This is a genomic window from Marinobacter sp. NFXS9, assembly GCF_040148665.1.
Taxonomy (GTDB): domain Bacteria; phylum Pseudomonadota; class Gammaproteobacteria; order Pseudomonadales; family Oleiphilaceae; genus Marinobacter_A; species Marinobacter_A mangrovi.
Map to the genome: position 1 here is coordinate 128,824 of NZ_JAGDDW010000010.1, position 12,898 is coordinate 141,721.

General features: G+C 62.2%; 14 protein-coding genes. 11 read left to right on the top strand and 3 right to left on the bottom strand.

All coding sequences use genetic code 11. From position 1 onward, the window contains the following. Nucleotides 1–11 precede the first annotated feature (11 nt). Nucleotides 12–1,082 carry a uroporphyrinogen decarboxylase gene (hemE, locus tag J3364_RS15815; RefSeq protein ID WP_349559229.1) on the top strand — a complete coding sequence of 357 codons (1,071 nt, stop codon included), beginning with the start codon at nucleotides 12–14 and terminating at the stop codon, nucleotides 1,080–1,082. A gap of 131 nt (nucleotides 1,083–1,213) precedes the next feature. Further along, the gene (locus J3364_RS15820; RefSeq protein ID WP_349559230.1) at nucleotides 1,214–1,585 is read left to right on the top strand and encodes a PilZ domain-containing protein; all 372 of its coding nucleotides are present in this window, start codon (nucleotides 1,214–1,216) and stop codon (nucleotides 1,583–1,585) included. A gap of 13 nt (nucleotides 1,586–1,598) precedes the next feature. On the opposite strand, the gene radA is transcribed toward J3364_RS15820, so the two are convergent. Then, nucleotides 1,599–2,984, bottom strand: coding sequence for a DNA repair protein RadA (gene radA, locus J3364_RS15825; RefSeq protein WP_349559231.1), 1,386 nt, complete (start codon nucleotides 2,982–2,984; stop codon nucleotides 1,599–1,601). Nucleotides 2,985–3,048: 64 nt separating this feature from the next. Beyond that, nucleotides 3,049–4,710: an energy-dependent translational throttle protein EttA gene (ettA, locus tag J3364_RS15830; RefSeq protein ID WP_349559232.1), complete on the bottom strand. Its 1,662-nt coding sequence runs from the start codon at nucleotides 4,708–4,710 to the stop codon at nucleotides 3,049–3,051. 253 nt (nucleotides 4,711–4,963) lie between these two features. Between ettA and glyA the strand changes: the two genes are divergently transcribed. The 8 genes from glyA to J3364_RS15870 all read left to right on the top strand — a co-directional run bounded on the left by glyA (nucleotide 4,964) and on the right by J3364_RS15870 (nucleotide 11,631). Continuing rightward, complete coding sequence (gene glyA, locus J3364_RS15835; protein WP_203143929.1) at nucleotides 4,964–6,220, top strand: serine hydroxymethyltransferase; 1,257 nt, start codon at nucleotides 4,964–4,966, stop codon at nucleotides 6,218–6,220. Between the two features lie 57 nt (nucleotides 6,221–6,277). Next, the gene (nrdR, locus tag J3364_RS15840) at nucleotides 6,278–6,796 is read left to right on the top strand and encodes a transcriptional regulator NrdR (RefSeq protein ID WP_123634189.1); all 519 of its coding nucleotides are present in this window, start codon (nucleotides 6,278–6,280) and stop codon (nucleotides 6,794–6,796) included. A gap of 51 nt (nucleotides 6,797–6,847) precedes the next feature. Then, the gene (gene ribD / locus J3364_RS15845; RefSeq protein ID WP_349559257.1) at nucleotides 6,848–7,951 is read left to right on the top strand and encodes a bifunctional diaminohydroxyphosphoribosylaminopyrimidine deaminase/5-amino-6-(5-phosphoribosylamino)uracil reductase RibD; all 1,104 of its coding nucleotides are present in this window, start codon (nucleotides 6,848–6,850) and stop codon (nucleotides 7,949–7,951) included. A gap of 64 nt (nucleotides 7,952–8,015) precedes the next feature. Beyond that, nucleotides 8,016–9,128, top strand: a complete 1,113-nt coding sequence (ribBA, locus tag J3364_RS15850) for a bifunctional 3,4-dihydroxy-2-butanone-4-phosphate synthase/GTP cyclohydrolase II (protein WP_123634190.1) — start codon at nucleotides 8,016–8,018, stop codon at nucleotides 9,126–9,128. A 45-nt stretch (nucleotides 9,129–9,173) separates the two neighbouring features. After that, nucleotides 9,174–9,650 carry a 6,7-dimethyl-8-ribityllumazine synthase gene (gene ribH / locus J3364_RS15855; protein ID WP_349559233.1) on the top strand — a complete coding sequence of 159 codons (477 nt, stop codon included), beginning with the start codon at nucleotides 9,174–9,176 and terminating at the stop codon, nucleotides 9,648–9,650. Continuing rightward, nucleotides 9,650–10,126 (top strand): transcription antitermination factor NusB, encoded by a 477-nt coding sequence (nusB, locus tag J3364_RS15860; RefSeq protein ID WP_123634192.1) that lies wholly within the window; start codon nucleotides 9,650–9,652, stop codon nucleotides 10,124–10,126. The genes ribH and nusB overlap by 1 nt, the downstream gene beginning before the upstream one ends. A gap of 25 nt (nucleotides 10,127–10,151) precedes the next feature. Next, the gene (thiL, locus tag J3364_RS15865) at nucleotides 10,152–11,111 is read left to right on the top strand and encodes a thiamine-phosphate kinase (RefSeq protein WP_349559235.1); all 960 of its coding nucleotides are present in this window, start codon (nucleotides 10,152–10,154) and stop codon (nucleotides 11,109–11,111) included. Continuing rightward, nucleotides 11,104–11,631, top strand: coding sequence for a phosphatidylglycerophosphatase A family protein (locus J3364_RS15870; protein ID WP_123634193.1), 528 nt, complete (start codon nucleotides 11,104–11,106; stop codon nucleotides 11,629–11,631). Before thiL ends, J3364_RS15870 begins: the two co-directional genes overlap by 8 nt. A 15-nt stretch (nucleotides 11,632–11,646) precedes the next feature. Here the strand turns inward: J3364_RS15870 and J3364_RS15875 are convergent, their stop codons facing one another. After that, a complete protein-coding gene (locus tag J3364_RS15875; RefSeq protein WP_123634194.1) occupies nucleotides 11,647–11,844 on the bottom strand; it encodes a DUF6316 family protein in 198 nt (65 codons plus the stop codon). A gap of 291 nt (nucleotides 11,845–12,135) precedes the next feature. On the opposite strand from J3364_RS15875, the gene J3364_RS15880 reads away from it, so the two are divergent. After that, complete coding sequence (locus J3364_RS15880) at nucleotides 12,136–12,828, top strand: DUF2057 family protein (RefSeq protein WP_349559236.1); 693 nt, start codon at nucleotides 12,136–12,138, stop codon at nucleotides 12,826–12,828. Nucleotides 12,829–12,898: the final 70 nt, after the last annotated feature.

The following is a 12,898-nucleotide window of genomic DNA, read 5'->3' on the forward strand; positions in this document are numbered from 1 at the left end:
TAAGGGGCATTATGTCAGCACTCATGAATGACCGGTTCCTGCGCGCACTTCAGCGCCAGCCGGTGGATCGCACACCGGTCTGGATGATGCGCCAGGCAGGACGTTACCTGCCGGAGTACCGGGCGACTCGCGCCAAGGCCGGCGATTTCATGAGTCTGTGTCGGAATGCCGAACTCGCCTGTGAGGTGACGCTGCAGCCCCTCGAGCGGTATCCATTGGATGCCGCCATCCTGTTTTCCGACATCCTGACCATTCCGGACGCCATGGGTCTGGGCCTGTATTTCGAGACGGGCGAAGGGCCCAAGTTCCGCAATACGGTGCGTTCGGCGGCCGACGTCGAAGCGCTGCCCACCCTGACGGCGGACACCGACCTGGACTATGTGGTCTCTGCGGTGGCTACCATTCGCAAGGCCCTGAACGGCAGCGTGCCGTTGATCGGGTTCTCCGGCAGTCCGTGGACGCTGGCCACCTATATGGTCGAAGGCGGCTCCTCCAAGGACTTCCGCGAAGCCAAGCGGTTGCTCTACAGCGAACCGGCGGTGATGCATGCGCTGCTCGGCAAGCTGGCGGATGCGGTGACCGACTACCTCAATGCCCAGATTCGTGCCGGCGCCCAGGCCGTGCAGATTTTCGATACCTGGGGCGGCGTGCTGCCGAGTTGGGCCTACACCGAGTTCTCACTGGCCTACATGAAACAGATCGTGGACGGCCTCATCCGCGAGCACGAAGGCCGCCACGTGCCGGTCATCCTGTTCACCAAGAACGGTGGGCAGTGGCTGGAGTCGATGGCGGAGTCCGGTGCTGACGCCCTGGGTCTGGACTGGACCACGGACATTCGCGAGGCCCGTGCCCGGGTCGGCGACCGTGTCGCGCTGCAGGGCAATATGGACCCGACCATGCTGTACGCACCGCCTGAGCGGATTCGCGAAGAAGTGGCGCACATCCTGGCGCGTTTCGGCGAGGGATCCGGCCATATCTTCAACCTTGGGCATGGCATCACGCCGGATGTCGATCCGAGCCACGCGGATGCCTTCATTCGCGCGGTCTGCGAGCTGAGTCCGCCTTACCACGGCGGCAAGTAGCCCGCGATCGAGGTGATTGGGTTGGTTGCCCCCGTATGCGGGGCTATAGTGATAGGTGAGCGTCGTTGAAGTGAACGTTAAAGTGCTTCAGCGGCCCTTGCCCTTGCTTGCAATAACAAGAGACTGTCACGGTGAGCCAATCGACTGAACGTCGCCGCTTTGAACGCATCCTGTTCGATGCACCCTGCGATATCCACGCCGGAGAGGACGTCTGGCACAGTGAAGTGCTGGATATCTCCATGAAAGGCGTGCTGGTGCGCCGTCCCGCAAACTGGACGGCCAAGCTGAAGCATCCGTTCGAAATCACCATCCACCTGAACGATCTGGACAGCGGTATTGTCATGGCCGTGGCGTTGCGCCATGTGGAAGGTGATCATCTGGGCTTCCAATGCCAGTACATCGACCTGGACAGTGCCTCTCATCTCAAGCGTCTGGTCGAACTCAACCTGGGCGACCCGTCGTTGCTGGATCGAGAACTGCGTCATCTGATCGAGAGAGACTGAGCGCTCGCTGCAGTCAGTTGGCGAGTTCGAGCAGGGCGTCCAGGGCTTCGCTCAGCTTGGTCACCGCGATCACCCGCATGTTTTCCAGCGGCTTGCGCGGCACGTTCGTCTTGGGCACCACGGCACGGATAAAGCCGTGCTTGGCGGCTTCGTAGATGCGTTCCTGGCCGCTGGGTACCGGGCGGATTTCGCCGGACAGACCCACCTCGCCAAAAATCACCAGATCCTGCGGTAATGCCTTGTCCCGGAATGACGACACGATCGCCGCCAGGATGGCCAGGTCGGCGCTGGTTTCGCTGACTTTGACGCCGCCCACCACGTTGACGAACACGTCCTGATCGGCCACGTGCATGCCGCCATGGCGATGCAGCACGGCCAGCAACATAGCGAGTCGGTTCTGGTCGGTGCCGACGGCGACCCGTCTTGGGTAGCTGCCCTGCGACAGGTCCACCAGAGCCTGAACCTCCACCAGCATCGGCCGGGTGCCTTCCCAGACCACCATGACCACACTGCCGGGTGCGGCATCCTCCCCGCGATTGAGGAAAATGGCACTGGGGTTTTTCACCTCTTTCAGGCCCTGTTCCAGCATGGCGAACACCCCCAGCTCGTTGACCGCGCCGAAGCGGTTCTTGATGCCGCGCAGGGTACGGAACCGGCTGTCACTGGAGCCTTCCAGCAGGATCGAGCAGTCGATCATGTGTTCCAGCACCTTCGGGCCGGCGAGGCTGCCGTCCTTGGTGACGTGGCCCACCAAAAACAGGATGGTGCCGGTCTGCTTGGCGAAGCGGGTCAGGTAGGCGGCGCTTTCACGCACCTGCGACACGCTGCCGGGCGCGGATTCCACGTCGCTAACGTGCATCACCTGGATCGAGTCCACCACCAGGATGCGTGGTTTTTCAGTCTCAGCCACCTGGATGATGCGCTCGACACTCGTTTCGGACAGCATCTTGAGGTCACTGGTCGGGACGCCCAGGCGCTTGGCCCGCAGAGCCACCTGTTGCATGGATTCCTCACCGGTGACGTAGAGCGCCGGGTACTGGCCCGCCAGATTGCACACCGTCTGCAGCAACAGGGTACTCTTGCCCGCCCCGGGATGGCCGCCCATCAGAATCGCCGAGCCTTCCACGAGACCGCCGCCCAGCACCCGGTCCAGCTCCTTCATGCCGGAGCTGATGCGGGATTGTTCGGTCAGGCTGACCGAATCCAGCGACTGGACGCCGGACAGGCTGCCGGCAAAGCCCTCGAAGCGTGATCCCCGATTGCCGCCGCCGCTCGAGCTGCTGACGCCGCGGACTTCGCTGATGGTGTTCCAGGCGGAGCAGGCGGAACACTGGCCCTGCCACTTGGAGTAATCCGCACCGCATTCGGTGCACACGTAGGCGGTCTTGGTCTTGGCCATGGTTGCTCGATCGTCGGGAAAAGGGGAGGGCAGCCGGTCGGGCGACCGGCTGCCGGCGCTGGGATCAGGCCAGCTTCTTGTACTTCATGCGCTGGGGCACCATCGCGGAGTCGCCCTTGCGCTGCTTGTGGTCTTCGTCGTATTCGGTGAAGTTGCCTTCGAAGAATACGGCTTCACTGTCGCCCTCAAAGGCGAGAATGTGGGTGGCCACACGGTCCAGGAACCAGCGGTCGTGCGAGATCACCAGCGCGGCGCCCGGGAAATTGAGCAGCGCCTCTTCCAGCGCCCGCAGGGTTTCCACGTCCAGGTCGTTGGTCGGTTCGTCCAGCAGGAGGACGTTGCCGCCTTCCTTCAGCAGCTTGGCCAGGTGCAGTCGGTTACGCTCGCCGCCTGACAGGTCGCCGACCCGCTTCTGCTGGTCGCTGCCCTTGAAGTTGAAACGGCCCACGTAGGCGCGGGATGGCGTCTGGTAGTTGCCCACCTGGATGATGTCCTGGCCGTCGCTCAGCTCTTCCCAGACGGTCTTGTCGCCGTCCAGGTCGCGCATCTGATCGACGTAGGCCAGCTTGACGGTTTCGCCAACGGTGATGGTGCCGGCATCCGGCTGGTCCACGCCGGCGATCATGCGGAACAGGGTGGATTTACCCGCACCGTTACCCCCGATGATGCCGACAATGGCGCCCGGCGGTACCCGGAAATCCAGGTTTTCATAGAGCAGGCGACCTTCAAAGGCCTTGCTCACGCCGTCGACCTCGATCACCTTGTCGCCCAGGCGCGGTCCGGGCGGAATGTACAGTTCGTTGGTCTCGTTGCGCTTCTGGAAATCCTGGGAGCTCATCTCCTCGAAACGGGCCAGGCGGGCCTTGCTCTTGGACTGGCGGCCCTTGGCGTTGCTGCGCACCCACTCCAGCTCGTGCTTGATGGTCTTCTGGCGGGCCACTTCCTGCTTGGCCTCGATTTCCAGTCGCTTCTCCTTGGCTTCCAGCCATTGGCTGTAGTTGCCTTCGAAAGGAATACCCTGGCCGCGGTCCAGTTCCAGGATCCAGCCGGCGACATTGTCGAGGAAGTAACGATCGTGAGTGATCGCTACCACGGTGCCGCTGAAGTCGTGCAGGAAGCGTTCGAGCCAGGCCACGGATTCGGCATCCAGGTGGTTGGTGGGCTCGTCCAGCAGCAGCATGTCCGGGCTGGACAGCAGCAGACGGCACAGGGCGACACGGCGGCGCTCACCACCGGACAGGTTGACCACCTTGGCGTCCCAGGCCGGCAGACGCAGCGCGTCGGCGGCGACTTCCAGTTTGCGCTCGATGTCGTGACCGTCGGCAGCCTGGATGAAGCTTTCCAGCTCGCCCTGCTTCTTGGCCAGGGCGTCGAAATCCGCGTCCGGCTCGGCATAGGCGGCATAGACCTGGTCCAGTTCCGCCAAGGCGTCGTGAACGCCTGAAACCGCTTCGTCGACGATTTCCTTTACGGTCTTGCTGTCGTCCAGTTCCGGCTCCTGCGGCAGGTAGCCGACGTTGATGCCGGGCTGCGGACGGGCTTCGCCGATGTAGTCCTGGTCGATGCCGGCCATGATACGCAGCAGCGTCGACTTACCGGCGCCGTTCAGACCCAGTACGCCGATCTTGGCGCCGGGGAAGAAGCTCAGGGAAATGTCCTTGAGGATTTCGCGCTTGGGCGGGACGACTTTGCCCACGCGATTCATGGTGTAGACGTATTGAGCCATTTTTAGGCAGTGTCCTCTGGTTGAATTGGGGACGGCCGGGGTGTGGATAACCGCGTCGGGACCCCGGAAAAGATCAGTTCTAGAAGGCGTACTACGGTAGCGAAACGGGGTGGTTTTGGCAATTCGGCTAGGCCTGTAACGTCGCCCGCGAAAAACCCGTATCATGCGGGTTAAAAGATGATTTAAGGCGGGCTTTTGGGCTAGAATACGGGCCCTCCAAATTTCTGATCAGCCATACAGGGGCAGCGCATCCATGTTTAACCGTGATATGAAAATCGCCGGCTTCGATGATGATGTCTGGAACGCCATCCAGGCAGAAACCGAACGGCAGGAAGCTCACATCGAGCTGATTGCGTCCGAGAACTACACCAGCCCGCGAGTCATGGAAGCGCAGGGCAGCGTCCTGACCAACAAGTATGCTGAAGGCTATCCCGGCAAGCGTTACTACGGCGGCTGCGAGCACGTCGACGTGGTCGAGGAACTGGCCATCGAACGCGCCAAGAAGCTGTTCGGCGCCGCGTACGCCAACGTCCAGCCGCACTCCGGCTCCCAGGCCAACAGTGCCGTGTACATGGCGTTGGTCAAGCCGGGCGACACCGTACTGGGCATGAGTCTGGCCCACGGCGGCCACCTGACCCACGGGGCTTCCGTCAACTTCTCCGGCAAGATCTACAAGGCCGTCCAGTATGGCCTGAACCCGGAAACCGGTCTGATCGACTACGACGAAGTCGAGCGTCTGGCTGATGAGCACAAACCGAAGATGATCGTGGCCGGCTTCTCAGCCTATTCACAGCACCTGGATTTTGCCCGCTTCCGCGCGATTGCGGACAAAGTCGGTGCCTACCTGTTCGTGGACATGGCCCACGTAGCCGGCCTGGTCGCCGCCGGCGTTTATCCGGACCCGATGCCCCACGCCCACGTGGTCGCCACCACCACCCACAAGACCCTGCGCGGTCCCCGTGGTGGTCTGATCCTGGCCTGTGCCGACGAAGACATCCAGAAGAAGCTGAATTCCGCCGTCTTCCCGGGTGGCCAGGGCGGTCCGCTGATGCACGTGATCGCTGCCAAGGCCGTGTGCTTCAAGGAAGCCATGGGCGATGAGTTCCGGGACTACCAGAAGCAGGTCATCAAGAACGCCCAGGCAATGGCCAGTGTCTTCGTCGAGCGTGGTTTCGATGTGGTCTCCGGCGGTACCGAGAACCACCTGTTCCTGCTGAGCCTGATCAAGCAGGACATTACCGGTAAGGACGCGGATGCCGCGCTGGGCAAGGCTCACATCACCGTCAACAAGAACGCCGTGCCGAACGACCCGCGTTCACCGTTTGTCACGTCCGGTCTGCGCATCGGGACTCCGGCGGTCACTACCCGTGGCTTCGGGGAAGGCGAGTGCCGTGACCTGGCCGGCTGGATCTGTGACATCCTGGATGACCTGGACAACGAGTCGACGATCAACCGCGTACGCGAACAGGTCGAAGATCTGTGCAAGCGTTTCCCGGTGTACGCCGGCTGAGCGTCGATACACTGAGCGGGCGCCTGCAGGCGCCCTGACGGGCTGGGAGTAGCCACCATGCATTGTCCGTTTTGCGGCGAAGCAGATACCAAGGTGATCGACTCGCGACTGGTTGCCGAGGGCGACCAGGTGCGGCGTCGCCGTGAGTGCCTGTCCTGCAAGGAGCGTTTCACGACCTTCGAGTCGGCGGAACTGGTCATGCCCCGCGTGGTCAAGCAGGACGGCACGCGCCAGCCTTTCGATGAGGACAAGCTGCGCTCCGGCATCATGAAAGCGCTGGAGAAGCGGCCGGTCAGTATTGAGGAAATCGAAGCGTCGCTGAACCGCATCAAGTTCCGGCTGCGTGCCCGGGGCGAGCGGGAGATCAAATCCATGGAGCTGGGTGAGGAAGTGATGACCGAGCTGCGCCAGCTGGATCAGGTCGCTTACGTCCGCTTTGCCTCCGTCTATCGCAGTTTCCAGGATATCAACGAATTCAAGGAAGAGATTGAACGTCTGACCGTCCACATGGGCGACAAGGCGGATGCGGTCGACGTCGCCAAGGCGCTGACGGCGCCCGACAAATCCAAAGACTGAAGGGCCGCTGCATTGAACTCCCGTGATGAGCAGGCCCGGACCGATGCCGCCATGATGGCTCGTGCCATTCAGCTGGCCTGGCGTGGACGTTTTTCCACCCATCCCAATCCCCGTGTGGGCTGCGTCATCTGCGTAGGCGACGAAGTCGTCGGTGAGGGCTGGCACGAACGGGCCGGCGAACCCCACGCCGAAGTACATGCCCTGCGCGCTGCAGGCGAGCGAGCCCGCGGGGCCACGGTCTATGTCACCCTCGAGCCTTGCAGCCATTATGGGCGTACGCCCCCTTGTGCCGATGCGCTGGTGAAAGCCGGTGTGAGCCGGGTTGTGGTAGCCATGACGGATCCCAATCCTTCGGTGGCCGGACGAGGCCTCAAGCGGTTGGGCGACGCCGGTATCGAGGTGGCGGAAGGTGTCCTGTCTACCGAAGCCGAATCGCTCAATCCGGGCTACCTTTACCGGATGCGCAGCGGCCGGCCGCTTTTCCGGGTGAAAGTGGCGGCCAGTCTGGATGGACGGACCGCCATGGCTTCGGGTGAAAGCCAATGGATCACCGGGCCCGCCGCCCGCCGTGACGTCCAGCGCCTGCGTGCCATGAGCGATGCCATACTGACCGGCGTGGGGACGATCCTCGCCGATGACCCATCGCTGACGGTGCGTCCCGATGACATGGGCGATCTGCACGAAGCGGTGCCTCCGGGGCCGCAGCCGCAGCGGATTATCCTGGATAGCCAGCTGCGCACGCCGCCGACCGCGCGGGTGCTGACTACCGGTCCGGTCTGGATTTTCTGCAGCGACGCGGTGGCCGACAGCGAAGCGGCCCGCAAACTGACCGCTCGTGGAGCTCGTATACAACCGCTGCCGTGTGTCACCGGGCGAGTGGATCTGTTGAATGTGGCCCGGGCTGTCGCCGAGGCGGGCATCAATGAGGTTCTGGTGGAAGCTGGACCAACGCTGGCCGGCGCCGTGGTGGCGGCGCAACTGGCGGATGAATTCTGGCTGTACCAGGCGCCGGTGTTCCTGGGCAGTGACGGTCGACCGACGGTGGATCTGCCACTGACCCGGATGGCCGACCGCAAATTCTGGAAGGTCCGTGACCGTCGCCAGATCGGTGATGATCTACGCTTGATCCTGACGCCGGCCGCTGTGGTTGCCTGAGGCCGCACAGTGGCCGGCGTCGGGTGACCGTGACCTGTTTTCTGAGCAAAGGGTGCAATCTGTTATGGCACTGAACACGATCGAAGAGATTATTGAGGACATCCGTCAGGGCAAGATGGTCATCCTGATGGACGACGAGGACCGGGAGAACGAAGGCGATCTGGTGATGGCGGCGGAATTCTGCACGCCGGAGGCCATCAACTTCATGGCTCGCCATGGTCGCGGCCTGATCTGCATGCCCATGACGCGCCAGCGTTGCGAACAGCTGGACCTGCCCCTGATGGTGCAGAAGAACGCGTCCGGCTTCGGCACCAAGTTCACGCTGTCGATCGAGGCGGCGGAAGGTGTCAGTACCGGTATTTCTGCGGCCGATCGTGCGCGCACCGTGCTCGCGGCAGCGGCGAAAGATGCGAAGCCCTCTGACATTGTGCAGCCGGGGCACATTTTTCCGCTGATGAGCGATCCGGGCGGCGTGCTCAGCCGGGCCGGGCATACCGAGGCGTCCTGTGATCTGGCGGCCCTGGCGGGTGCTGAGCCGACTGGCGTGATCTGCGAGATCATGAACGACGACGGTTCCATGGCCCGCCGCGAGGATCTGGAAACCTTTGCCCAGGAGCATGGCCTGAAAATCGGCACCATCGCCGACCTGATCCACTACCGCACCCTGCACGAGCGCACCATCGAGTGCATCGAGGAGCATGAGCTGGATACGGAGTACGGCGTATTCCAGCTGCACACCTATCGTGACACCATTCAGGGCGGCACCCATCTGGCGCTGACCATGGGCAATGTTCAGGAGGGCGAGCCGGTCCTGGTGCGAGTCCATATCACCGACACCCTGCGCGATCTGCTGGGCGCGCGGCGCACCGGTTCCCACAGCTGGCCCCTGCACCGGGCGCTGGAGAAAGTGGGTGCGGAAGGCCGCGGTGTCGTGGTCATCCTGAACAGTGGCGAAGACAGCTACAATCTGGACGACCGCATTCACGAATTTTTTGACGAAGGGCCCCGATCGGCCGCCAAGGGCAGTTCCGGTGTCTACTTCACCGTCGGCACGGGCTCCCAGATCCTGCGTGACCTGGGCGTGGGCAAGATGCGCCTGCTGAGTGCACCGATCAAGTTCTCCGCGATTTCCGGCTTCGACCTGGAAGTTGTGGAATACCTGCCCTTCAACCCATAAACCGCCGGCGTCCGTGGTGACGGGTCCGGGAAACAGGAGTTAGACATGTCTGGAATCAAGACGCTGGAAGGTGATTTCACCCAGTGCAGCGGGCGTTATGCGCTCGTCGTTGGCCGCTTCAATGCGTTCGTCGTAGAAAGTCTGGTCGACGGCGCGATCGACACGCTGCGCCGCTATGGCATCGCGGAGAGCGATATCACGGTCGTCCGGGTGCCCGGCGCCTATGAAATGCCGCTGGCGGTCAAGCGGGTCGCTGAAACCGGCGAGTACGATGCGATCATCGCCCTGGGCGCCGTGATTCGTGGGGGTACGCCGCATTTCGATTATGTGGCCGGTGAGGCCTCCAGCGGTCTGGGCGCGGTCAGTCTGGACACCGACGTACCGGTGGCCTTTGGCGTATTGACCGTCGATTCCATCGAACAGGCGATTGAGCGTTCCGGCACCAAGGCCGGTAACAAGGGCGCTGAAGCTGCCGTGACCGCGCTGGAAATGGTCAGCCTGTTCAAGAAGATAGGTGAGTGATGAGCGACCAGGAACCAACCGCGCCGGAAAGCCCCGGCAGCAGCGCCCCGAAAGCCGGTGAGCGCCGCCGTGCGCGCGCCCTCGTGATGCAGGCGCTCTACCATCGCCATTATTCGAAGAGCTCGATCAGCGACATCGAGGCGGAATTCATGGTGGACAACGACATGTCCAAGGTGGACTCCGCCTATTTCCGGGATCTGCTGCGCGGCATTCACCGCGAGCAGGACGATCTGGATCGCACCTTCGAACCGTTCCTCGACCGGCCGCTGGGTGAGGTGGATCCGATCGAGCTGGCGATCCTGCGCCTGGGCACCTACGAGCTCAAGCACCGCATCGACGTGCCTTACCGGGTCGTGATCAATGAGGGGATCGAGCTGGCCAAACGCTTTGGCGGTACCGAAGGCCACAAGTTCGTTAACAGCGTGCTCGACAAATTGAGTCGTCGCCTGCGACTGGCGGAGACCCGGCCACGCTGATCCGGCCGGGGCACTGGAGTTGATGATGGGCGAGTTCGAGTTGATCCGGCAGTATTTCCAGCCGGTAGCCCAGCGTACGGTGCATCCGGAGGTGGTGCTCGGAATTGGCGATGACTGTGCGATTCAGCGCATCAAGCCGGGGCAGGTTCTGGTGTTTTCGATGGACACCCTGGTGGATGGTATCCATTTCCCCCGGGGGTACGCCCCGGACCGGCTTGCCCGGCGCGCCCTGGCCGTGGCGGCCAGTGATCTTGCCGCGATGGGTGCTGAGCCGGTGTGTTTCACGCTGGGACTCACGTTGCCAGAGGCGAATCCCGACTGGCTGGATCCGTTTGCCGCAGCGCTGGCGCAAGCCGCTGAGGATTTCGGTCTGGCGCTGGCTGGCGGTGATACGACCCGCGGCCCCCTGACACTGACACTCCAGGTGCATGGCTCCGTGCCGGATGGCGAGGCGTTGTTACGCAGCGGCGCCCGGCCTGGCGACTTGGTGGCGGTCTCCGGCACCCTGGGGGATGCCGCTGCAGCCCTCGACTGTTTGAATAAGTCTGCTCCCAGCGAACAGCAGCAAGCACTTCTGCAAAAATATCATCAGCCGGAGCCCCGTCTGGATTTGGGGCAGGCCCTGCGTGGTCGTGCCAGTGCGGCGATCGATATATCCGACGGCTTGTTGGCCGATCTGGGGCACATTCTGCAGGCCTCCGGCTGTGGCGCCGTCATCGATGCCGCTCGAATTCCGTTGTCTCCCGCTTTGAATGCATTAGCCGGCGAGCAGGCGATCAACCACGCGTTGCGGGGCGGTGACGACTATGAACTATGCTTTGCGCTGCCTGCCCGACACTGGGATGCGGTGAAACAGAAAAGTCCCGTTCCCGTTCAGGTGATCGGGGAAATCGTTGCCGAGCCGGGCCTGACACTGACGAACGCCGACCAGGATGCGTCTCCGCTGCGGTCCGGTTATGAGCATTTCGGAGTCGCTAATGACTGATCCCTCGTTGCCCGAGGAGCCAGAACAGATCGAGCCCTTACTGCCACCGCATTTTCTGCGAGATCCGGTGCATCTGCTGGCCTTTGGTTTTGGGAGTGGCGCGATCAACCGGGCGCCGGGAACCTGGGGCAGTCTGGCCGCCATTCCGCTTTACTGGCTGCTGTTCTGGCTGCCGGGCCCGATGTACTGGGTTGCTGTTGCCGGGTTTTTCCTGCTTGGAATCTGGCTTTGCGGCAAAACGGCCGAGGATCTCAAGGTCCATGACCACGGCGGTATTGTCTGGGATGAATTTGTGGGCATGTGGATCGTTCTCGGGCTGCATCCACAGACGCTGGAGGGGGTCCTGATCGCTTTCGTTGCGTTCCGTTTCTTCGACGTGCTCAAGCCCTGGCCGATCAGTTGGATCGATCGGCATACGCCCGGCGGGCTCGGCATCATGATCGACGACGTGATCGCCGGGTTTATGGCGATGGCATTGGTCTATGTGGTCGATCAGACGCTGATACCGTTTGCCCTTTAATGCGGTGTTGGCGGGTCAGTGCATATCTTCGGGCAGCAGGCTGACCACATGCAGGAAACGCCGCAAACCGGTTTCCGCCCGGTCGCGGGAGGCGAAAGGACCGCTGTCAAAACCTTCCCTGGTGGTGAAGTACCATTGGCCGCCGACGCAGAAAAAGCGACTGCTGCGAAAGGGCACCGGGCCGGCTTCACCCGTGCGATTGTTGGTGTCCATCTGGCGTCTCCCTAACCCTCCGGTTGCGTTTTCTCGTTATTGTGTAATGGATGCCGATCCATTCAATTTAATGCAAATGGGTCCGATTTCAATCAAAAGTTTGCGACCGGTACGACAGGCGGTTGCCGGGGACAGGTCGCCGTCTTGCGCTCGGCTGAGGCAATCGTCAAAATGCCCCTTCGGCCGCCGCGCCTCTGGCGGGGCCACGGCCTTCCTTCACTGAATTATTATCGCGAGGTTTTCATGGCATCTGGTCAGAACGGACAGGGATTTTTCACGTGTTTGAAGCTAATGGCCGCACTGTTCGCCGTTGTCGCCATGGCGGGCTGCAGTACGAGCTCCTTCAAGCAGGTGCAAACCTGGGAAGGTCCTGAAGCGCAGCCGGGTCAGGTTGCCCTGTTGCACAAGCCCGGTTCTGTGCAGATCGTGTCCGTAAATGGTCAGGACATGGCCAACTACCTGACGGATGACCTGGAACTGACCTATCAGCTGCTGCCGGGCCAAAACACGGTGGTGTTCACCTACAAGACGATCTGGGCCAAGCAGGGTGTCGTGGATAATGGCGAGTCCAAGGTGCACGTGGTTGAGACGGATCCGCAGCAGGTCGTGATCAATGCCCGCGCCGGCGAGTCCTATCATTTTGTTCTGCCCAAGGCTGAAACCCGCAGCGAAGCGGAGCGTATCCGCCAGAACTTCCAGGCCAAGGTGGTGAATGAGCAGGATCGTCAGGTGGCGGTGTCCTCTGAGGTGGTGAAGCAAACACCGCAATTACCGACTTTGCCGGGTGCTCCGCAGACGGCGTCTTCTGCAACCGCTGGCGCGGCTGCCGGTGCCGCATCGGCCTCTTCCTCAACGACTCCGGCTCAGACGCCGGCGGTGCCATCGGCGGCGAATAACCTGCCGACACTCGAGGGTCTCAAGGTTCTCTGGGAGCGTGCCTCCACTGACGAAAAGAAAGACTTCCTGCGCTGGGCATTCCAGTAAGCGTTCCAGGAAGCGAAAAACCGGGCCTTGGCCCGGTTTTTTTATGCGCGTGATATTGGGCCAGACCCAT

Coding starts and splice junctions, on each gene's coding strand:
- J3364_RS15880 (WP_349559236.1), top strand. CDS start 12,136: ATGGCCGCACTGTTCGCCGTTGTCGCCATGGCGGGCTGCAGTACGAGC.
- J3364_RS15870 (WP_123634193.1), top strand. CDS start 11,104: ATGACTGATCCCTCGTTGCCCGAGGAGCCAGAACAGATCGAGCCCTTA.
- hemE (WP_349559229.1), top strand. CDS start 12: ATGTCAGCACTCATGAATGACCGGTTCCTGCGCGCACTTCAGCGCCAG.
- ribBA (WP_123634190.1), top strand. CDS start 8,016: ATGGCACTGAACACGATCGAAGAGATTATTGAGGACATCCGTCAGGGC.
- nrdR (WP_123634189.1), top strand. CDS start 6,278: ATGCATTGTCCGTTTTGCGGCGAAGCAGATACCAAGGTGATCGACTCG.
- ettA (WP_349559232.1), bottom strand. CDS start 4,710: ATGGCTCAATACGTCTACACCATGAATCGCGTGGGCAAAGTCGTCCCG.
- thiL (WP_349559235.1), top strand. CDS start 10,152: ATGGGCGAGTTCGAGTTGATCCGGCAGTATTTCCAGCCGGTAGCCCAG.
- radA (WP_349559231.1), bottom strand. CDS start 2,984: ATGGCCAAGACCAAGACCGCCTACGTGTGCACCGAATGCGGTGCGGAT.
- glyA (WP_203143929.1), top strand. CDS start 4,964: ATGTTTAACCGTGATATGAAAATCGCCGGCTTCGATGATGATGTCTGG.
- ribD (WP_349559257.1), top strand. CDS start 6,848: ATGATGGCTCGTGCCATTCAGCTGGCCTGGCGTGGACGTTTTTCCACC.
- J3364_RS15875 (WP_123634194.1), bottom strand. CDS start 11,844: ATGGACACCAACAATCGCACGGGTGAAGCCGGCCCGGTGCCCTTTCGC.
- nusB (WP_123634192.1), top strand. CDS start 9,650: ATGAGCGACCAGGAACCAACCGCGCCGGAAAGCCCCGGCAGCAGCGCC.
- ribH (WP_349559233.1), top strand. CDS start 9,174: ATGTCTGGAATCAAGACGCTGGAAGGTGATTTCACCCAGTGCAGCGGG.